Genomic DNA, 20657 nt, shown 5'->3' on the forward strand with positions numbered 1-20657 from the left:
GCTGAATGATCTGCCTGGAGAGACAGGTCGATGGAGCGTGCCGCAGGCGGCGTGCTCCGCGGCTGAATGAGCTGCCCGGAGAGGCAGGTCGATGGCGCGCGCCGCAGGCGGCGTGCTCGCGGCTGAATGAGCTGTCCGGAGGGGCAGGTCGATGCAGCAGGCCGCAGCGGGCGTGCTGGCGGCTGAATGAGCTGGAGAGGCAGGTCGAACTGAACGATCTGTCCGAAGAGACATTTCTATCAGATCGGGCGCGGCCGCGTGCTCTCGCGGTTGAATGAGATGTTCCGAGGGACAGGTTGCTGCAGCGGACGAGAGCGGTGCTGTCCGGGAGCTGAACGAGCCAGATCGAGAGCCAGCTCGACGGGAGGGGGTCTCGGCTGGACCCGTCGGGAGCTGAACGAGAGAGGCCGGGAGGTCGCTCGACGGGCTCGGATCGCCAATACGCCGAAGGAGCTGTCTCGAGAGAGACAGCTCCTTCGGAGCGACTTGGCGACCGCCGGTCAGACGGCCGCGAGGGCGTGGTCGAGGTCGGCGATCAGGTCGTCGACGTGCTCGACGCCGACGCTGATCCGGATGAAGCCGTCGGCGATGCCGAGGCGATCGCGGGTGTCCTTCGGGACAGACGCGTGCGTCATGATCGCGGGGTGCTCGATCAGGCTCTCGACGCCGCCGAGGCTCTCGGCGAGGGTGAACACGCGCACCGTCTTGAGGAAGCGGCGCGCGGCCTCGAGGTCGCCGCGGAGGTAGATCGAGATCATGCCGCCGAAGCCGCGCATCTGCTGGCGGGCGAGGGCGTGCTGCGGGTGGCTCTCGAGGCCCGGGTAGATGACGCGCTCGACCTTGGGGTGGCGCTCGAGGTGCGCTGCGATCGCCGCGGCGTTGCTCGCGTGCCGCTCCATCCGCAGCGCGAGGGTCTTGAGGCCGCGCAGGGTGAGGAAGCTGTCGTGCGGGCTGGGGACCGCGCCGACGGCGTTCTGCAGGAAGGCGAGGCGGTCGTAGAGGCCCGAGTCGCGGCAGACGACGGCGCCGCCGACGGTGTCGGAGTGGCCGCCGATGTACTTGGTGGTGCTGTGGACGACGATGTCGGCGCCGAGCTCGAGTGGGCGCTGGAAGGCCGGCGACAGGAAGGTGTTGTCGACCGCGAGCAGCACGCCCTTGGCCCGGCAGATCGCCGCGATCGCGGCGACGTCGCCGAGCTTCAGCATCGGGTTGGTCGGCGTCTCGAGCCAGGCCAGCTTCGTCTGCGGAGTGATCGCGGCGGCGAAGGTGTTCGGGTCGGTCGGGTCGGCGTAGCTGAAGCGCAGGCCCTGGCGCTGCAGCACCTTGTCGAACAGGCGGAAGGTGCCGCCGTACATGTCGTCCCCGGCGACCACGTGATCGCCGGCGCTCAGCAGCTGCAGGACCGTGTTGGTGGCGGCCAGGCCGGAGGCGAAGGCGAGGCCGTAGTGGCCGCCCTCGAGCGAGGCGATCGCCCGCTCGAGCGCGTAACGGGTCGGGTTGTGGGTGCGGCTGTACTCGAAGCCGCTGTGCTCGCCGGGGCCGCGCTGGGCGTACGTCGAGGTCTGGAAGATGGGAGGCATCACCGCGCCGGTGACGGGCTCGGGGTGCTGGCCGCCGTGGATGGCCAGGGTCTCGAAGCGGGCGCCGGCGGGCACGTGATCGGAGGCGGGGTCGTAGACAGCCATGCGGACATGTCCCTTGGGGCTACTGCTGCGAGGCGAGGTAGTCGATGAGGTCGATCTTGGTGAGGAGGCCGAGCAGGCGGTCGCCCTCGGTGACCAGCACGACCTTGGCGTCGTTGAAGATGCTGCGCAGCAGCTGGATCCGGGTGTGCGGGGTGACGGTGGCGTAGTCGCTGTTGACGAGGTCGGCCAGCGGCTCGTCGAGCCGGCCCTCGCTGCGGACGAGGAAGTTGAGCAGGTCGAGCTCGCTGACGATGCCGCAGTGGCGGCCGTGCTCGTCGAGGATCGGCAGCTGGCTGATGCTGTTCTCCTTGAGCGTCTGGATCGCCACGCGCACCGAGGTGTCGCGGGTGGCGGTGATCGTCCGCCCGGGCTTGCGCTTGAGGATGTGGGCGACGTAGCCGCTGGCCTCGTCCTCGTCGAGGAAGCCGTTCTGGCGCATCCAGTCGTCGTTGAAGATCTTGCTGAGGTACTTGGTGCTGCTGTCGGGCAGCAGGACGAGCAGGCGCTTGGGCTGCTTGAGCGTGCGCGCGTACTTGATCGCGCCCAGCACCGCGGCGCCGCCCGAGCCGCCGCAGGAGATGCCCTCGCGGCGCACGAGCTCGCGCGTCATGATGAAGCACTCCTTGTCGTCGACCTGGACGATCTCGTCGAGGATGTTGAGGTTCATCGTCGACGGCAGGAAGTCCTCGCCGATGCCCTCGACGTAGTAGCTGAAGGGCTTGGTGAGCCGGCCGGTCTTGACGTACTCGTAGTAGAGCGAGCCGACCGGGTCGACGCCGACGATCTTGACCGCCGGGTTCTTCTCCTTGAAGTAGCGGCCGCAGCCCGACAGCGTGCCGCCGGTGCCCATGCCCGAGACGAACACGTCGAACTCGCCGCCGGTCTGCTCCCACAGCTCGGGCGCGGTGCTGAGGTAGTGCGCCTCGGGGTTGGCGGGGTTGTGGTACTGGTTGGCGTAGAAGGCGCCCGGGGTCTCCTCGACGATCCGCCGCGAGACCGAGTAGTAGCTGCGCGGGTCGGAGGGGTCGACCGCCGTCGGGCACAGCACGACCTTGGCGCCGTACGACTTGAGGTTGTCGATCTTCTCGCGCGACATCTTGTCGGGCATGACGAAGATGCACTTGTAGCCGCGGGTGGCCGCGACCATCGCCAGGCCGGCGCCGGTGTTGCCGCTGGTCGCCTCGATGATGGTGCCGCCGGGCTGCAACATGCCGCGCGTCTCGGCGTCGCGGATGATGTTGAGGGCCACGCGGTCCTTCATCGAACCGGCCGGGTTCAACATCTCGAGCTTGACGTAGACCTCGGACGTGAGGCCCTCGGTGACGTGGTTGAGACGGACGATCGGGGTGTTGCCGATCGCGGCGGTGACGTCGGCCCGGGCGCCCTTCATCAGCGCCCGCTCGGACCGGGACGAATTGTTGCTCATGAACCCTCCGCGGCGTCGTCGCGCGCGCGCGACGAAGATACGGGGGTTTGCGTCACGTGGCGAGCGCAGGCGCGTGGGTGCGCGTGGCCTTGCTCACGGTGCGGACGAGCGCTGTTTCCTCCGCTTGCCGACCTCGAAGAACCAGCCGAGGCTGAAAGTGACGATCGGGTACCAGCGCTTGAGGTCGAGGTTGAGGTGGATGAGGTGCGTCTTCATGCCGCCGACGCGCAGGCCGAAGTTGAGCGCGCCACGGTCGAGCCGGCTCGTCAGCGACAGCTCGAGCTGCAGCGCGTGGTTGCCCCACAGCGCCGGCTGAGCCAGGCCCTGGTGACCGTCGGTTTGATTAGCCACGGTCGGGAACGGGAAGATGAAGGACCAGCCGGCGGCGGCGCCGAACAGCTTGCCCTGATAGCCGAAAAACAGGCTCGGCTGAAGGATCGCCGGCATCGCGTTGCGCGAGTTGCCGACGTTGTAGCCGATGCCGATGCTCGGCCGGAACATGGCGTACTTTGCGAACTGCAGCTGGTAGGCGAAGTCGAGGAGCAGCGGCGCGAAGTGGAAGCGCTGGCACCGCTTGGGGCTGTCGTCGCACGCCTGGCTGGCGCGCACCCAGTCGGCGACGATGGCGATCCGCAACCGATGACGCGCGGGCAACTGGCGCTGGCGCGGATCGCTGAGACCCTCGTTGCCGATGCTGCGCGCGGGAGCGGCGGCCGCGGCGGTCGGCAGCGCGAGCGCGAGCGCGACCAGGACGGAAAGACAGCGCACGGCCGTCAGGATCAACCGAGCGCGGCGATGTGTAAAGTGTTCGGCCGATCGCGGTCCGAGCAGGGGGCCGGAGCGGAGCCGGACGCTGCGCACGGCGGACCCGCAGCGCGCGCGGACGGATCGGCGGTCACGCGGCCAATGGTTGGCCGTACGGCTGAAATCGAGATGCGCGAGGTGGCGAGGCGAACTCTGGAGCCGCGCCTGGCGTCGGCGCAGGCGATTCCGGCTCGGGCGGCCGGCGCCGCCGAGAGTCCGTCCGGATCGAACCGGCGGCGTCCCGAGTCACTCCGGCCTCGGGCGGCGCCGCGAGTCAGTCAGGATCGACGCAGTCGCGCTCGCCGTGGATCGCGATCGGCTCGCCGCTGAGCGCGCGCGCGGCCTGGAGCCCCGCCATGACCGCTCCCTCGGCGCAGGCGAGGTCGAGGCCGCCGCCGACCCAGTCGCCGGCGAGCCAGAGGTTGCGGAAGCCGCTGTCGCCAGCGCCGATCCGGTGGCGCGGATCGCCGGGGAGGGTGACGATCTGGCGATCGCTGGCGTTCTGGGTCGCCCAGCAGTGCTGGGCGGCGAGGCGGTGCTCGGCCGCGCGACCCTGCGGATCGAGGAGCAGCTCCCAGTTGAACTCGTCGGCGCCGGCGAGCGAGGCCTCGGGCCACAGGGCGCGCGGATGGCTCTTGAGCCAGGTCTCGGCGATGTCGCGCACGGGCTCGCGGCTGCCGTCGGCGGCGCGGTCGGGCCGCGGTCCGCTGAGCGAGGCGATCGCGCCCGGCCAGTGCTCGCGCGGCCAGCCCTCGTACACGGCGGCGGAGGAGAGGTTGACCCACCGCGGCAAAGAGGTGCGGAGGATCTCGCCGGCGCCGGCGAGCGCAGGGCTGCCGAGGAGCTGGGCCCACGTCGGCGAGAGCCACAGCTGGGCGCCCATGGCGGTGATCGAGTGGGTGTGCGCGAGCAAGGCCTCCCACCGCGGGTCACGGGCGGCGAGCTCGCGGGCGGCGCCGGCGAGGGCGGGCGGCGGGATGCCGAGGACGATGTCGTCGAAGTCGACGCCGGCGCGCAGGATGACCTCCTCGACCTCGGGCGACTCGTTGGCCTCGAAGTCGATGGCCTGGATCACCGGGTCGTCGCCGAGGACGATCTGCGAGTAGAGCGGGCGGCTCGGCCAGCACGGCAGGCCCTTGACCTTGACGAGCGGCTCGTACTCGTCGACGCCGGGCGCGAGCTCGATCTGGCGGCCGACGACGGCGGCCGAGACCGCCGCGTGCTTGGGGTCGGGGCAGAGGTGCTTGAGCTTGTGGAAGAAGCGGAAGCCGACGCCGCGGTCGCGCAGGAGGCGGTAGAGCGGGGCGAACAGGACCTCGCCGAGGCCGGCCGCGGGGGTGTAGTAGAGGGCGCCGGAGAAGGCGAGGTAGCGGCGCAGCGCGGCCCGCAGCAGCGCGCCGGCGGCGGCGGCGGGGCGCTCGAGGTCGCCTGACTCATAGGACATGTGGTCGGCGTAGAGGGCGACCAGCACGGTGCTGGCGAGCGAGTCCTCGGCGGCGCCGTGGCGGCGCAGCCAGTCGCGCAGGTCCTGGTCGTCGATGGCCGAGAAGCCGGCGCGATCGAGGCCGTCGTGGAGGATCCCGCGCACCGTGGCGAGCGCGAGGTCGACCATGGTGGTGAACTGCGGGTGGGTCTGGCGCGCGCCGAGGCCGATCAGCGCGCGCAAGCTGTGCTCGCCGCAGTGGGTGAGCGGCTGGGCCCAGGCCCGCCGCTGGCGCGAGGTCTTCGGCGCGTCGTCGCCGTGGACGGCCGCGGCGGCGCGACGGAGCAGGCCGTCGTAGTCGGGGCTCTGCGGGTCGAAGCCGTCGTAGGCGCGCACGCCCTGGCCGCCGGCGCGGCGCATCAACGCCGGCCACAGCGAGCGCGAGGCGTCGGCCCAGCGCGGGACGATCGCGGCCCAGGTCGAGTACTGCGGGTGCAGCCGCGGGATGCAGTCGATGGCCCAGAGCAGCAAGGTCTGGGCGAAGTGCCACACGCTCGGTTGCGACGCGCCGTCGCCGGGGAGGTTGTCGCCGCGCGGCAGGCTCATCTTCCACGGCGGCGCGCGGTCGGAGCCGTCACCTGTCCCGAGGAGCAGGCTGTCGCACGGCTTCCACGCCTCCTTGAAGGTGGCCAGCGGCGCGCCCGGGGCCCGCCGCGTCTCGGCGTAGACGCGCCGCGCGAGGGCGAAGGCGTTGTCGTACCAGCCGTACCAGACGTGGTGCCCGAGCGCCTCGCTGCGGGCGTGCGCGCGCAGGTTACGGCCGCTGCGGGCCTTGCCGCCGAGGCGCCAGCCGATCTGATAGACGGTGATCTCGAAGCGCTCGCGCCAGTTCGGCAGCTCGGTGAGCGCGAACACGGCGCTGAGCGAGCCGAGCCCGCCGCCGAACACGGCGAGCTTGCGGGGGCGGGTCGAGGGGCCGGGGGACATGGCTGCAGAGGTCGGCGATGGTAGCTCCGTTTCGCCCGGAGCGGTCCTCCTCGGATGTTCAGCCCCCGCCCGATCGATCGGCCATGTCGATGAAGTTGTGGAGGAAGCCGCAGGTGGAGCAGACGAGCGAGTGCACCGGCGCGGAGTGGGTGAAGCCGCCGCTCGGCGAGGTGAACCGCAGGGTGCTCATGTGCAGCGGCAACGGAGCGCGCGTGTCGTGCCCGGCGAAGATGGCGACCGGCAACAGCGTGACGCCGCCGCACATGACGCAGGTCTTGTGCGCGCCGGAGCGGCGGCGCTCGCGGGTGTCGTCGGCGACGCCGCGGGCGCGGGCGTCGGCCTCGGCGAGCTCGCGCCGCAGCCGCTCGTTCTCCTGCTCGAGCGCGGCAATCTGCAGGATCATCGCGTCACGATCGTCACGGTAGGCCACGCACACGCGACTTTAGCAGGTAGCGAGCGGAGGCTGCTACCCTCACGCCCGGTGACCCGCTTCATCGCCCGTCAATGCGAGCGCGCGAGCTGCCGCCTCCGCTTCCCGGTGGCCGAGGGCAGCCCGCTCGGCGAGTCGTGTCCGCACTGCGGCGGACCGACGGCCGTCGACCCCGAACCCTACGAGAGCCACGAGGCGCGCGCGCCGGCGCAGGCGAGCGGACCGAAGGTGCTCGCGCTGCTCGACAACGTCCGCAGCCTCAAGAACGTCGGCTCGATGTTCCGCACCGCCGACGGAGCCGGGGTCGAACACATGCACCTGACCGGCTTCACGCCGACGCCCGATCACCCGGCGATGGCGAAGACGGCGCTCGGGGCGGAGAAGACGGTGCCGTGGACGCTCCACCGCGACGGCGCGGCGGCGGCCGCCTGGCTGTGTGACGCCGGCTACCGGCTGTGGGCGCTCGAGGGCGGACCGCGGGCGACGCCGTGGTTCGCGGCGCTGCGCGAGAGCGCCGGGCCGCCGATCGTGCTGGTGGTCGGGCACGAGGTGTCGGGGGTCGACCCGCGGATCCTGGCCCGCTGCGAGCGCGTGCTGGCGCTGCCGATGCTCGGCATCAAGGGGTCGCTCAACGTGAGCGTGGCGTTCGGCGTGGCGCTCTACAGCCTGCGCTTTGGGACAGGGTCCGACTGATCCACTGCGAGGGCGCAAGACTGTGCGCCAGCGCAACTTGCCGGGGCGAAAGAGGCGAAGAACCGACGTGTAAGCCCGGCGGTGCTGCCGCCGCCGGCTGTGCGATCGAACAGGTGCGATGGGCCATGAGGCCGGATCGCAGCGCGCGTGGGCCGAGATGCGGCGCCGCCGGATACGCGAGATTTCATGGCCCGCTCGCTGTTCACTGCGTGTGCGGAACCGCCACATCGAAGTTGCCACTCGTGCGTGACATATCGCGGACGAGGCGCCGGGGCTGGAGTTGTGTTACCGTGCCGGCCTCTCAGAGGAGAACCCGAAACGTGATGCTGCTTCGAACTCTGGCTGTTCCTGTCCTGGTGCTCGGTCTGGCGGTGGCTGGCTGTGGCAAGAAGACCCCCGACGGCACGACTCCACCGGGCGAGACCGGCGCTGGCGGTGCATCCGCCGGAGGTGGCGAGTCCGGCGGTGAAGCGGGTGCTGGTGGTGAGTCCGGCGGTGAGTCGGGCGGTGAGGCGGGCGCGTCCGGCGAGCCCGATGCGTCGCAGAAGGTGTGCGACGCGGAAGTGGGCGACACGCCGAAGGCCGTGTTCGCCGACAACGTCATCCTGCGCCTGCCGAAGGGCATGGACCTGGTCGAGGAGAACCCGTTCTTCGCCCGCATCGCCACCAAGGAGACCGTCTCCACGTGTGACGGCGTGATCAGCTTCGGCGCGCTCGGTTACTTCCAGACCGACACGGCCAAGAACGTCAAGCAGATCCGCGACGAGACGATCCAGGCCGCCCGCGGTGTGCCGCCGAACGAGATTACCTGGGCCGACGAGACCGAGAAGGGCCGCGACTACTCCGGCTCGTACTCGATCCCCGAGGACTCGAAGGGCAACCCGCCGATCAAGGGCTGGTTCGTGCTCAAGGAGAAGGCCGGCTACACGTTCTGGTACGCGCTCGAGACGCATCCGAACGCCTGGAACGCGCTGGCGAAGACCTTCCAGGAGTCGGGCAACCGCCTCCGCATCGGGCCGAACATCGCCGCGCCGCCCCCGCCGCCCGCGCCGGCCGGCAAGAAGAAGGGCAAGTGAGCTGAGCGCGTCGTCAGGCGCGTCCCCGCGGCTCCGCGCTCCGGCGCGGGGCCGCTCGTGTTTCGTGCGGTCGAGGGCTCGGTCGCGCGGGGCGATGCGACGTCGTCGAGTCATCGTCGAGCGGTTCGCCGACGAGCGAGGTCGATCGAGGTCGAGCTTCTGCAGTCGCGAGCGTAAGCATGCTCGCGGCTCTGCGGCCGCGAACGCAGGGACGATCGAGGTCGCGGGTCTGCGGCAGCGAGCGCAGGGATGCTCGAGGCTCTGCGGTTGCGAACGCAGAGACGATCGAGGTCGCGGTCTGCGGCAGCGAGCGCAGGGATGCTCGAGGCTCTGCGGTTGCGAACGCAGGGACGATCGAGGTCGTGGGTCTGCGGCAGCGAGCGCAGGGATGCTCGAGGTTCTGCGGTCGCCAGCGCAGGAGCGATCGAGGTCGGTTCTGCGGCGGCGAGCGCAGGGATGATCGAGGTTCTGCGGCGCCGAGCGCAGGCATGGACGAGCTCGCCGTTGCGAGCGGCGAGATCGACGGACGCGAGGTCCTCGTCCGCCGGGCGAGGCGCCGCGAGCGGCGGGAGCGGGCCGGCGAGACACTGTTCTCGGCGAAGTCGTCGCGCGTGGGCGCGGATTGACTTCGCCGGCGGCCCGCGGTCTGATCGCGCCACGCCGGGCCGCGGGCCCGTCACGCCAAGGAGATCTCGATGTCGCGCGTCGCCCTGTCTCTCGCTCTCGCGCTCGCGTGGGCCCCGCTCGCCGGCTGTGCCGTGAGCGCCAGCGCCAGTACTGGCTCGGGGGCCATGTCCTCCGGGACAGGTCCTCAGGGCAAGCCGGCCCGGCGGGTCGACGAAGGCGGCGGCGAGGCGGGCGGGGGCGGGGCCGGGGCAGCGCCGGCCGGGCCGCCGCCGTGTCAGCCGGCGCTGGCCGACGCCCCGACGGCGCTGTTCGGCACGCGGATCCTGGTGCGGATGCCGAAGGGCGTCGAGCTGGCCGAGCAGAACCCGTTCTACGCCCAGGCGGTCGCGCCCGACCAGGCGACGAGCTGCGGGCAGCCGGTGGCGTACGCGGCGGTCGGCTTCTTCGAGTACCCGAACGCGCCCGCCACGGCGGTGCGCGATCAGGTGCTCGAGCTGCGCGGGATCGCCAAGGGCACGGCGACGTGGGAGGACGAGGGGACGCGCGGCAAGGTGTACACCGGCGCTTATTCGGTGCCCGCCGACGCGGCCACCGGAGCGCCGGCGGTGCGCGGGTGGTTCGTGCTGCGCGACGCGAACGACAAGTACGGCTACTTCGCGCTGTACGAGACCGACCCGGCCCACTGGGACGCGCTGAAGAGCGTGCTGGTGGCGAGCGGCAAGTCGCTGCTGGTGAAGCCGCGGTCGATCGCGCCGCCGGCCGATGCCAAGGTCAGCGCTGCGCCTCCGGCGGCGTCGGGCGGGGCTGCCGGCGCGAGCGCGGCTGGCGGGCTCACGGCCGAGCCGGCGGGGGCCAAGCCTGCCAAGGACGCGAAGGCCGTGAAGGCCAAATAAACGGCGGCGGGGCTAACGCACGCGCTTCCCGGCACGAGGCGCTTGCGGGTCGCATCACAGTCGAGTAAAAGCCGCAGGTCCCAGCCGCGCGTGGCGCTCGTGACCCTGTCGTCCAGAGGCCTAGGACAGTGGCCTTTCACGCCACCAACACGGGTTCGAATCCCGTCAGGGTCGTCTCTCTCGCGCGCGGCTGGGCCGCTTGAGCCCGCCTCAGGGGCTCAGGGCCCGTAGCTCAGTTGGTAGAGCAACGGACTTTTAATCCGTGGGTCGTCGGTTCGATCCCGACCGGGCTCATTCGCTTCACGGCCTCGCGGGCCGAAGGGCCTCCGGGCCGTGGCCCGCGAGGTTCTTCGGGCGAAGGCGTGCGCGAGGATGGGCGGGGCAGGCGCGCTGAAACTGGCCGCCCCGAGATCTTCTGTTATGGTGGCGCTGAGCTCGCCCCCCGGAGGTTTCGCCATGTGGATCGCACGAGGCCCGACTCTCGCCGTCAGCTTCGCCGTGGCCATGGGCCTCGGAGCGTCGCTGGCCGCGGCTGCTCCCGCCGACGCGCTGTCGGCCTGTCTGGAGCGGTGCGACCGCGCGCGGCTGTCGGAGACCAACCGGGCGACCTGTCGCCTCGACTGCGAGCAGGACGCGGCGACCGATCCGGAGCTGATCCGCTCGCAGATCGCGGCGCAGACGAAGACGGGGACGGGCGCCAAGCCGACGCCGTCCCCGCGACCGAATCAAACCGCCGCGGCCGCGCCGACGCCGGCACCGGCGCTCACGGGGCGGGCGGCGTGCAAGGCCGAGTGCGCGGCCGATCGCACGTTGTCGGCCGACGACCGGGCGACCTGCGCGCTCGAGTGCGATCAACTCGACGAGCCGGCGCGGCCGGTCGGCTCCGGGGCGCCGAGTGCGGCGACGACCGGGCCGGCGACGACCGCAGTGGGAGGGTCCGTGACCGCGGTGACCGGCGGGGCCACGAGCGGGCCGGTCGCGGTGGCGACCGGGTCGGTCGCGCCGCCGAGCCTGGGCGTGGGGCCGTCTAGCTTTTTGGCCATGTGCCTCGAGACATGTCGCAAGGGCCCGGTCAAGTTGAGCGCGACCGACCAGGCGACCTGCCGCCTGACCTGCGAGAACTCGGCGAGCGTGGTCGACGTGGCGCTGGACGCGGTGCCGAGCGGGTGGTTCGCCGCGCCGGCCCTGACGGTGATGACTGCGCCGAGGCCGGCGCCGGTGACGGCGAGCGCGACGGGCACGCCGGCGCCGGCGCGACCGATGACGACCCCGGCCGCGGGCGGCTCGTGTCAGGCGGAGCGAGCGACCTGCGAGAGCGCGTGCGGGAAGGTGCGGGCGCAGTGCGAGCGCGGGTGCGGCAAGCAGAAGGTCAAGACGGACCGGGAGACGTGCAAGCTCGAGTGCGGCGAGAACCTCGGGCTGTGCACGGCCGACTGCGCGGGGGCGTACGCGAGCTGTGTCAACCGCGGCGTCCGCTGAGGCGGGCCGTGGCGCGGCGTCTTGACGGCGCGGGCACGGATGCACGATTGGCGAGGTTGAACCAGCCTGTCGCGGCCAGTATGGGCTACGGACGGCGAGTGCAGCGAGCCTTCCGTGCTCCGGTCGTGCAGCGAGGCGCGGTTGCGGGGATTCAGCTGTCCTTCAGGACATGAACCAAAGCCCAGGCTCTTCAGACTCCGGCGGAGCCTCACCCGCAAGATCAAGAACCAAGCACCGGCGAGCTCGTCGATGAAGGCCCGGACGTCCCCGAGGCGCCGGAGGTCGCGGTCGTGTGATTCGCGGTCGCGGGCCCCGCGGCAGTCGTTCGTGGATCGCGCCGAGGAGGGTCAGCTGCGGGGGCTGGGGAGCGGGTGGGCGGCGAGGTCGAGGAGGGCGAGGCGCAGGGTCTCGCCGACGGCGCCGAGGCTGCGAGCGTCGAGCTTGTCGCGGGTGTCGGCGTGGGTGTGCCACGCAGGGTAGTCGTAGTCGATGAGCAGGACCGAGGGCACGCCGGCCTCGTCGAGCGGGACGTGATCGTCGAGCAGCGGCACGGCCAGGGGCGTGGAGTCGAAGGCGGTGAAGCCGTGGGCCTGTCCGATCGACCAGATCCGCTGGACGAGGGCCGGGTGCTGGGCGAGGCTGGCGCGGTCGGGCTGGACGCGGAGATCGCGGTCGCCGACCATGTCGAGGACGACGCCGAACTCGGCGCGGGCGACCAGCGGGAAGCGACCCTGAAGGACCTCCATGGCGAGCGCGCGGGAGCCGGCGAGATACGGGCCGAGGTCGGGCCGGCCGAGCTCCTCGCCGTCGAACAGGATGACGGTGAAGCCGACGTCCGGCGGCAGCTGGCGGACGAGCAGGGGCACGAGCTCGAGCACGACTGCGACGCCGCTGGTGCCGTCGTTGGCGCCGACGATGGGCTGGTCGCGGCGTGATGGATCGGGGTCGGACTCGGCCCAGGGCCGGGTGTCGAAGTGGGTGGCGAGGACGAACCGGCGCGGCGCCTCGGGCCGCACGTGGCCGAGGAGGGTGGTCATGTCGAAGCTGACGCCGGTGAGCGGATCGGCGCCGCGGTGTTCGAGGCGATCGATCACGGTGGCGCCGGCGGCTCGCAGATCGCCGGCCAGCGCCTCGATGGCGCCGGTTCGCCGGGGGTCGCCGAGGGCTCGCGGGTAGCGGTCGAGGAGGAGGTCGACGCGCGCGAGCGCGGCCGCGCCCGAAAATTGCTCACCCACGTCGCCGCTGGCCGCGACGCCCGAGGACGGCGGGCCCGGGGGTCGGCCGCAGGCCAGGGCGAGGGCAGCGAGCGCGAGGAGGCGGCGAACAGGCATGCGTGGCCCCTGGCATGCCTCGCCGCGGCGGCCCGCGCAAGAGGAAACGCCAGGCGCGGGGCAGGAGCTCGCGCGGACGGCCACTTGCGGTGACAGGAGCTTGCGGTGGCGGGAGCTACTGGTCGCAAGATTTCGCGGTGACGGCATCCCGCTGTCGGTGAAGCCTCGGGACCGGATTCGTCAGCGAGCCGGACATGACTTCTCGGTGGAGTGAATCTTCTAATATGTTCAAAAGGTAATGTTCGTATGGACATGTTTTAATGGATATGACTGTCAGGACATGTCATTAGAGATCGGAGAGCGCGCGGCTCGCCCTGGCGGCGATGATCTGCTCGCCCGAGAGCGGAGTGGCGGTGCGCGGCGTGGGGGCCTGCTGAAAGCAGGCCTTGGCCGAAGAGTGTCGAGTGATGGACTCGGGGCAGCGCTCCGAATTCGCCGGCCGTGCTCCGCCTCGCGCGGCGATGGATGCGACGGCGGAAAACGCAGCGCAGGCGGCCGGGGGAGCGAGACGCGATGCGCTCTGGCAAGGGTTCGAGCAGCTCGAGCGTGCGTCGGGCCTCGTGGGGCTTCGGTCCTCCGAGAGACCGACTCGCGTATGGCCCGGTTGCGCGGTCGAGGGCGAGCTCGGGCGGTCGGCGAGCTCGGCGCGATGGGTGCGTCAGGGCAGGCGTTCGAGCAGCTCGAGCGTGCGTCGGGCCTCCCGGGCGACGGACGGACGTGGGTCGACGACGAAGGCGGCGACGGCGGGGATGTCGGGGCGGCGGCCGAAGTCGGACAGCACGGCGAGGGCGCCGACGAGGGCCGCACGGGAGGAGGCGGGGTCGGCGAGGGTGGCGAGGCCGTGGCCGCGGTAGTCGATGGCGCCGAACTGTTCGGCGAGGAGGACTCGCGCGTGGTGGCGGACGAGGCCTTGAGGATCGAAGGTGGCCCGGATCAGCCCTTCACGATCGCCGCGAGCGGCGAAGCCGCGGACGCCGACGACCCGCACTGCGGGGTTGCGATCGGCGGCGAGCACCGGAGCGAGCTCCTGCAGGACGGACGGCGGCGTGATCGCGGGCTCGACCGCGAGGTGCCCGGCCCAGATCCGCAGCCACGGATCGCGGCGCGCGAGCGCGGCGGTGAAGACGTCCCGGATCTCCGGCTGGCCGCGGTAGAGGCCGACGAGGACATGGGCCGCGGCGCGCACGAGCGCGAGGTCGCGGTCGCGTAGGCTGTCCCAAAGAGCAGGTCGTGCTGCGGGGCTGCGCACTAGCTGTTCCAGGGCCTGGCGGCGGGCGACGCCGGCGCGGACCCAGTCGGACATGCGGACGATCAGGGGGAGGCAGCGGACCACGAGCTCGGCGTGACGCGCGGTCAGACGCGGCTGCAGGCCGGCCCAGGCGAGGTCGGCGATCGGGCCGACGTAGTCGTTGAGGCGGTTGATGAGGAAGGCGGTGCCGAGACGGTCGACGCGGTGAGCGAGGCGACGCACCGCGGCCTCGCGCGCGTGGCCGTCGCGGACCAGGCTGGCGACTCCGAGCGCGCCGCTGGTGCCGCCGCAGAGCTCGATGCGGTCGAGGTCGCGGGCGCGGAGGTCGAGGAAGCGGAGGCCGAGGTCGTGGTGGAGGCCGGCGTCGCGGAAGGCCCGGTCGAGCGCGGGGACGAGGGTGATCGGCAGCGCGGCGAGGATGCGATCGATGTCGGCGGCGGCCGACGCCACGGTCGCGGTGTGGCGGTGCAGCAGGTCGGCGGCGCGGAGCAAGATCGAGGCGACCGGGGTGCCTCGACCGGGCTCGCGCAAGTTCGCGGTCATGCGGACATGCTGCCTCGATCGCGGCCGCGACCTCCAGCGCGAGGAGAGTGGCCGAAGCCGCGCGCGCGGTGTATGCCTCGGCCATGAAGGCAGACGCAGATCCGAAGGCGAATTCGTCGGTGTATACGCGGCGCGAGCTGCTGGGCGCGGGTGCGGGGGTGGTGAGCCTCGTGGTGATCGGCTGCGCCGGCAAGCTGCCGCCCGCGCACGAGGTGCAGGCGGAGGGCGGCGAGGTGGCGATCGCGCTCGCCGACGCGCCCGAGCTGGCGCAGCCGGACGGGGTGATGACGCTCGAGGTGGCGGGGGTCAAAAAGCCGGTGCTGCTGGTCCGCGACGGCGACAACTACGAGGCGCTGCTGCTGAAGTGCACGCACATGGGCTGCACGCCCGGCTGGAACGCGGCCGAGCGCCGGCTCGACTGCCCGTGCCACGGGTCGCGCTTCGACGCCCACGGGGCGGTGCTGAAGGGGCCGGCGAAGCAGCCGCTCGAGAAGTACGCGGTGACGTCCGACGGCACGACGCTGCGCTTCCGCGTGGCGTAGCGCGGGCGCTGTCATTTCCGCGAGGACAGCGCCTCTGCTGCGCCGTCCCGCGGCGCAGGGCGGGCCGGCATGGGCAGGGCACGGCTTCGCTGCGCGTGCGCTCGGCGCAGGTCGGGCTGGCACCACCATCGCCTTGCGGCGCTTCCGCAGCGAAGGGCAGGTCCCAATCGCCATGGGCGAAGAGACATGTCCTTATGCGCATGCTCGATTGGGCATGCTCATGAGGACATGTCCGTGTGAACATGTCCTCTCGATCGGGCTCAGGCAAGCTCGCTCGCTCCGCCAGGTGCTCACCCGCCGGCGCGCAGGGCGGCGATCCGCGGCTTGCGGCTCTCGGGGCTGTCGAGGCTGAAGGAGCGCGCGTCCCCGAGGTGTTCGCGGATCATGGCGGCGGTGCGCTCGACCTCGGCGCGCAGGGCCGCGTCGGGGCGGATGAAGCTGGACCAGGCGATGTCCTCGTGCTCGGGGTCGTACTCCCACAGGCCGACGATCCGGCCGCGATCGAGGATCGCGTGGCTCGGCAGGTCCTGCAGGCCGCCGATCGCCTCGACCTTCGGGACGTCGGCGGGGTCGAGGAGCAGATCGAGCTGGCGCCGCAACAGCATCAGACCGTCGAGGCCGGCGACGAGGCGGTACACGGGGGTCTCGGGCGGGACGAAGGCGCGCAGGGGGTCGAGGTGCTCGGGGAGGGTCTGCAGCGGGCTGTCCTTGGAGACAGGTCGAAGATCGAGCGGGGCGACGGCGGCCTTGCTCGCCTTGACGCCGAGGCCGGAGAACGCCTGGAAGTGGGCCAGGCTGGCGGGGCCGCTCCAGCGGAAGAACCGGCGCGCGAGCTCGACGTGGGCCTCGGCCTCGGACAGGGCGAAGCCTCGCAGCGGCGAGTCGGCCCAGCGGACGTAGGCGTAGCGCTGCTGATCGAGGCGGCCGCCGATCGGCTGGCGGCGGAGCTCGCCGGTGGTCTGCAGGCGGCCGAGGACCAGCGGCAAGGTGGTGGTGAGGCCCCGCTTCTTGCCCTCCGGGCCGAGGCTACGCACGAGATCGCCGAGCCTGTCCTTGAGGGCAGCCGGGTCGAGGGCCTCGCCGGCGAGGACGTCGAGGACGGCGCGGGCGAGGCGGTCGAGCTCGGCGTCGGTGACCCCGAGGTGCTTCTTGGCGGTCTGCACCTGGGCGGCGTCGCCGAAGCCCTGGCTGCAGCGGAGGGCGAGCGCGAAGTCGGAGCGCGGGACGACGTAGGTGCAGCCCCGCGCGCTCGGGAGCTCGTGGATGTCGAGGCGGGCGACGGCGCGATCGATGGCCGGGCGGGTGTGGCCGGCGCGGGCGAACTGGGTGAGGTAGGGGCCGGCGCCGCCGACCGAGCGGGCCCAGCCGGTGCGCTCCAAAACTGTCTCCGGGGACAGGTCGGGTCGACACTCGAGGAGGCCCTGACGGGCGGCCCAGAAGGCGCGCAGCTTGTTCGGAGTCACGCGCGAAATCGTACACTCGGGCCGGCGGGCGCGATAGCCATGCCCTGCTCGCCGCGACTCCGAGCGCGCGTGGAGGTCAGCTCGGTCCACGTGCGTGCGGCGCCGCGGAAGAGCCCGCGGAACCGCTGCAGGTGGCCGAGGTGCCCGCTGAGGCGCTGCAGCGCGACGGTTGCCGATTCGGGCGGCGCCGAGGACACCGCCCGACGCGATCACCCGCGCTGCGGCTCACCAGACTTCGCAGCTGTCCTTGGCGCGCATGGCGGCGCCGGGCTGGCACTGGAACGTCTCCGCGAAGGCCGAGAAGTGGGCCAGGGGGACGTTGACGCGCTGCTTGGGCGGGCTGTGCGGGTCGACCGTGGCGCGCAGGCGCTGGCTCTCGGGGGTCTCGTGGGTGCACCAGCCCTGGGCGAAGCCGATGAAGAACAGCTGCTCGGAGGTGAGGCCCTGGATCAGCGGCTGCTCGGGCTTCTTGCTGGCGTGCAGCTTGTAGCCGGCGTAGGCGGCCTTGATCCCGCCGAAGTCGGCGATGTTCTCGCCGAGCGTCAGCTTGCCGTTGAGCTTGACCGCGGGCAGCACCTCGATGCCGCCGTAGGTGTTCTCGATGCACTTGGCGCGGGTCTCGAACTTGGCGGCGACGCTCGGGTCCCACCACTCGCGCAGGACGCCGTCCTTGTCGAACTTGCGGCCCTGGTCGTCGAAGCCGTGGCTGAGCTCGTGGCCCATGACCATGCCGATGCCGCCGAAGTTCATCGCCATCGGGAACTCGGCGCTGAAGTACGGCGGCTGGAGGATGCCGGCCGGGAACACCATCTCGTTGGCGCTCGGGTTGTAGTAGGCGTTGACGAGCGCGGGCGGCATGTGCCACTCGCCCTTGTCGACCGGCTTGCCGACGCGGTCGAAGTCCCGCTGCAGCAGGAACTTGCGGATGGCCTGGCCGTTGCCGGCGTGGCCGGTGCGCTGCAGCTTGAGCTTGCCGTAGTCGCGCCACTTGTCGGGGTAGCCGATCTTGTTGTGCAGCGCCTTGGCCTTCTCGAGCGCACGCCCCCGCGTGGCCTCGTCCATCCACGCCAGCGCCGGCAGGCCGGCGGCGAACGCCTCCTCGATGGCGGCGATCATCTCGAGGGCGATGTCCTTGCTGGCGCCGGCGAACCGCTCCTTGACGAAGGCCTGACCGACGAGCTCGCCGAGGCCCATGTTGGTCCAGCCGGCGCACCGCTCCCACCGCGGCGACAGCTCCTTGGCGCCGGTCAGCGCCGAGGTGAACTGGAAGTCGGCGTCGACGATGTCCTTGCTCAGCGCGGCCGCGCTGACGCGGATGATGTGCCAGCGCAGGTAGGCCTGCAGGGTGGCCGGGTCGGTGCCGCGGAGCAGCGCGCCGAGCTTCTCGAAGTAGCCGGGGACGGTGACGTTGAGGTCGGCGCCGAGCTTGGTGTAGCCGAACGACTTGAAGAAGCCGGCCCAGTTGAGCTCGGGGTCGAGCTTGGCGAGGCCCTCGGCGCCCAGCAGGTTGTAGGTCTTGTCGGGGTCGCGCATCTGATCGCGCGGGGTCTGCAGCTCGGCCAGCCCGGTCTCGAAGGCGACGATCTTGGCGGCGAGGTCGGCCGCGACCTCGGGGGCGTCGCCGAGGAAGCCGAGCATGCGCGCGACGTGGGCCTGGTAGGCGGCGAGCAGCGCCTTGGTGCGCTCGTCGGTCTTGAGGTAGAAGTCGCGGTCGGGCAGGCCGGTGCCGCCCTGGTCGACGAAGGCGACGTAGACGTCGGGGCGCTTGGGATCGGGCTCGACGAACAGGTCGAACAGCGGGCCGTGGCCGCCGAAGAGGTCGGCGTCGAGGCCGCCGACGACCGTCATCAACGTGTTGACGTCCTTGACGCCCTTGACGCGCGCCAGCAGGGGCTTGATCGGCGCGATGCCGGCCTTGTCGATCGCCGCCTCGTCCATGCACGCGCCGTAGAAGGCGCCGAGCTTGCTCTCGATCGGGTCCCTGGACTTGCTGGCGGCGGAGCGCTCGAGGATCTCGCGCAGGACCGCGTTGTTGCGATCGGTGACCTCGCCGAAGCCGCGGCCGTAGCGCGGCTTGTCGGCCGGCGGCGGGGTCTTCCGCAGCCACCCGCCGCAGGCGTACTGGTAGAAGTCGGTGCACGGGTCGACGTTGGTGTCGAGCGCCGCCAGGACGCCGGCGCCGACCGGCTCGCGCGCGACGAGGTTGGCCCGCTGCACGGGCGAGGGCGCGGGCGCGGCGACGGGCTCGGGCTTGGGCGCGGGGGTCTCCGTGGCCGCCGGGCGGTCGCAGGCGAGGGCGAGCAGGGCCAAAACCCAGGGCGAGGGCGAGAGGCGTGACATCGGCGGGACGATGCCACAGCGCGCTCACGCGCCGCGGGTTTCACGAAGTTAGACAACTCACCGCGGCGCGGACGCCCGCGGCCCGGGTGAGGCCTGGCGACACCCGGGTGCAGCGCGGACAGGCTGCTCGCGCCGGCGGGCGCAAGGAGCCGCGACCTGGCGGAAGAGACCTGGCTGAAGGGGCAGGTCGTGGACCTGGCGGAAGGGGCAGGTCAGTCGGCCCAGCCGTCGGCGACGAGGCCGGCGACGATGGCCCGCGCGCGGTGGCCCCAGATCGGGTGCGGCTCGGTGGCGAGGGCGTCGGCCAGGCGGTTGGCGGCGGCGGCGGAGGTGATGTTCTCGCGCTCGGCCAGCTCGAGCGCGCGGCGGGTGACGACGTAGACGGCGTTGTCCCAGTCGCGACCGTAGTGGCGCTCGATGGCGGCGTCGTGCGGGACCTTGCCGTACTGCTCGTTCGCGCAGTAGACGATGCCCATGCGGTTGCACAGGAAGTCGGGCACGTAGACGATGCCGCGCGCGCGCAGGGCCTCGCCGTCGCGCACGTCGTCGAGCAGCTGGTTGTTGGCGGCGCCGCAGACGATGCGGGCCTGGATGGTCGGGATGGTGTCGGGGTCGAGGATGCCGCCGAGAGCGTTGGGCGCGAGGATGTCGCACGGCTCGGCGAGGATCCGGTTGTCACCCGGTTCGGCGGGGACGACGGTGAGCGGGGCGCCGGCGAACTCCTTCTCGAGCTGCTCGCGCCGCGCGGGCGACAGCTCGCTGGCGAGGATCGAGCCGACGCCGCGCTGGACGAGCTCGCCGATCATCGCCGCGCCGACGTTGCCGGTGCCCTGCATGACGATCTTCTTGCCGGCGAGGTCGCCGAGGCCGAGGTGCGCCAGAGCGCCCTCCATCGCGCACACGACCCCCTTGGCGGTCGCGGGCGAGGGGTTGCCGGCGCCGCCGACGGCCGGCGGGGTGCAGGTGACGAAGCGGGTGCCGCGAGCGACGACGGCCATGTCCGCGGGCCCGGTGCCGGCGTCCTCGGCGGTGATGTAGCAGCCGCGCAGGCTGGCGACGAAGCCGGCGTACTCGGTGTAGAGCCGCTCGCGGAAGCCGATGTCGTGGTAGGGGTGATCGATGTGGCGGGCGATGAGGCCCTTGCCGCCGCCCCACCACAGGCCGGCGAGGGCGCTCTTGCGGGTCATGCCGTGCGACAGGCGCAGGCCGTCGCTGAGGAAGCCGGCGAGGTCGCCGTACGGCCAGTAACGCAGGCCGCCCTGACCCTGGCCGCGGGTCGTGTTGTGGACGAAGGCGCCGAACAGCGCGCCGGTGGTGGCGCCGACCTCGAGGAAGACACCTTCGTGGCGGTGATAGTCGCGGGTGTCGCCGAGGAGGTGGTTCGCGATCTCGGCCAGCTCGGGGTGCGAGCTGCGGACGACGCCGTTGTCGTGGACGAAGGAGGCGCGGCGACGGCCGAGCGAGGTGAGGTGCGCTGCGAATGCTTCGGGGCTGAGGTCGACGAGGCGCGGCATGACTGCGCCGACTTTAGCCGCGGCCTCGTGGGCGGCGAGGCGGGCGAGGCCGTGAGGGCTCGCACCGTCGCCGGACGCGCGCTCGCGTCAGGTGAAGACCTGTACATCGACGTCGTTTGTGCCGCGACTGGCGAGCGCGTTCGTGGTGGTGC

16 protein-coding genes and 2 tRNA genes are annotated in these 20657 nt (G+C 71.9%); 8 read left to right on the top strand and 10 right to left on the bottom strand.

The features are described 5' to 3' along the window. Positions 1-500 precede the first annotated feature (500 nt). From O0S08_RS21500 to O0S08_RS21520, 5 genes are all read right to left on the bottom strand, one after another. Positions 501-1685 (bottom strand): cystathionine gamma-synthase, encoded by a 1185-nt coding sequence (locus O0S08_RS21500; protein WP_269041076.1) that lies wholly within the window; start codon positions 1683-1685, stop codon positions 501-503. 19 nt (positions 1686-1704) lie between these two features. Continuing rightward, positions 1705-3111, bottom strand: coding sequence for a pyridoxal-phosphate dependent enzyme (locus O0S08_RS21505; protein ID WP_269041077.1), 1407 nt, complete (start codon positions 3109-3111; stop codon positions 1705-1707). A 93-nt stretch (positions 3112-3204) separates the two neighbouring features. Continuing rightward, a complete protein-coding gene (locus O0S08_RS21510) occupies positions 3205-3879 on the bottom strand; it encodes a hypothetical protein (protein WP_269041078.1) in 675 nt (224 codons plus the stop codon). A gap of 310 nt (positions 3880-4189) precedes the next feature. Beyond that, positions 4190-6325 (bottom strand): NAD(P)-binding protein, encoded by a 2136-nt coding sequence (locus tag O0S08_RS21515; protein ID WP_269041079.1) that lies wholly within the window; start codon positions 6323-6325, stop codon positions 4190-4192. Positions 6326-6383: 58 nt separating this feature from the next. Further along, positions 6384-6728, bottom strand: coding sequence for a hypothetical protein (locus tag O0S08_RS21520; RefSeq protein WP_269041080.1), 345 nt, complete (start codon positions 6726-6728; stop codon positions 6384-6386). 78 nt (positions 6729-6806) lie between these two features. On the opposite strand from O0S08_RS21520, the gene O0S08_RS21525 reads away from it, so the two are divergent. From O0S08_RS21525 to O0S08_RS21555, 7 genes are all read left to right on the top strand, one after another. After that, positions 6807-7448 (top strand): RNA methyltransferase, encoded by a 642-nt coding sequence (locus O0S08_RS21525; RefSeq protein WP_269041081.1) that lies wholly within the window; start codon positions 6807-6809, stop codon positions 7446-7448. Positions 7449-7768: 320 nt separating this feature from the next. Further along, on the top strand, positions 7769-8524 hold the full coding sequence (locus O0S08_RS21530) for a hypothetical protein (protein ID WP_269041082.1): 756 nt from the start codon (positions 7769-7771) through the stop codon (positions 8522-8524). Positions 8525-9012: 488 nt separating this feature from the next. Then, on the top strand, positions 9013-9150 hold the full coding sequence (locus O0S08_RS21535; protein ID WP_269041083.1) for a hypothetical protein: 138 nt from the start codon (positions 9013-9015) through the stop codon (positions 9148-9150). A gap of 69 nt (positions 9151-9219) precedes the next feature. Beyond that, positions 9220-10044 (top strand): hypothetical protein, encoded by an 825-nt coding sequence (locus tag O0S08_RS21540; RefSeq protein WP_269041084.1) that lies wholly within the window; start codon positions 9220-9222, stop codon positions 10042-10044. A gap of 101 nt (positions 10045-10145) precedes the next feature. Beyond that, positions 10146-10218 (top strand) — tRNA-Glu (locus O0S08_RS21545). A 47-nt stretch (positions 10219-10265) separates the two neighbouring features. After that, positions 10266-10338, top strand: a tRNA-Lys gene (locus tag O0S08_RS21550). Positions 10339-10500: 162 nt separating this feature from the next. Then, positions 10501-11523 carry a hypothetical protein gene (locus O0S08_RS21555; RefSeq protein WP_269041085.1) on the top strand — a complete coding sequence of 341 codons (1023 nt, stop codon included), beginning with the start codon at positions 10501-10503 and terminating at the stop codon, positions 11521-11523. Between the two features lie 347 nt (positions 11524-11870). Here O0S08_RS21555 and O0S08_RS21560 read toward each other — a convergent pair whose 3' ends face one another. Together O0S08_RS21560 and O0S08_RS21565 are read right to left on the bottom strand one after the other, a co-directional pair. Beyond that, a complete protein-coding gene (locus tag O0S08_RS21560; RefSeq protein WP_269041086.1) occupies positions 11871-12854 on the bottom strand; it encodes a M28 family peptidase in 984 nt (327 codons plus the stop codon). Positions 12855-13512: 658 nt separating this feature from the next. After that, positions 13513-14646 (bottom strand): HEAT repeat domain-containing protein, encoded by a 1134-nt coding sequence (locus tag O0S08_RS21565; RefSeq protein ID WP_269041087.1) that lies wholly within the window; start codon positions 14644-14646, stop codon positions 13513-13515. Positions 14647-14729: 83 nt separating this feature from the next. Between O0S08_RS21565 and O0S08_RS21570 the strand changes: the two genes are divergently transcribed. Then, positions 14730-15188: a QcrA and Rieske domain-containing protein gene (locus O0S08_RS21570; RefSeq protein ID WP_269041088.1), complete on the top strand. Its 459-nt coding sequence runs from the start codon at positions 14730-14732 to the stop codon at positions 15186-15188. A gap of 290 nt (positions 15189-15478) precedes the next feature. Here O0S08_RS21570 and O0S08_RS21575 read toward each other — a convergent pair whose 3' ends face one another. From O0S08_RS21575 to O0S08_RS21585, 3 genes are all read right to left on the bottom strand, one after another. Continuing rightward, the gene (locus O0S08_RS21575; RefSeq protein WP_269041089.1) at positions 15479-16651 is read right to left on the bottom strand and encodes a DNA glycosylase AlkZ-like family protein; all 1173 of its coding nucleotides are present in this window, start codon (positions 16649-16651) and stop codon (positions 15479-15481) included. Between the two features lie 225 nt (positions 16652-16876). Then, on the bottom strand, positions 16877-18991 hold the full coding sequence (locus tag O0S08_RS21580; RefSeq protein WP_269041090.1) for a M13 family metallopeptidase: 2115 nt from the start codon (positions 18989-18991) through the stop codon (positions 16877-16879). Between the two features lie 212 nt (positions 18992-19203). Then, positions 19204-20505, bottom strand: coding sequence for a Glu/Leu/Phe/Val dehydrogenase dimerization domain-containing protein (locus tag O0S08_RS21585; protein ID WP_269041091.1), 1302 nt, complete (start codon positions 20503-20505; stop codon positions 19204-19206). Between the last annotated feature and the right edge of the window lie 152 nt (positions 20506-20657).

Source organism: Nannocystis punicea (assembly GCF_026965555.1).
Taxonomy (GTDB): domain Bacteria; phylum Myxococcota_A; class Polyangia; order Nannocystales; family Nannocystaceae; genus Nannocystis; species Nannocystis punicea.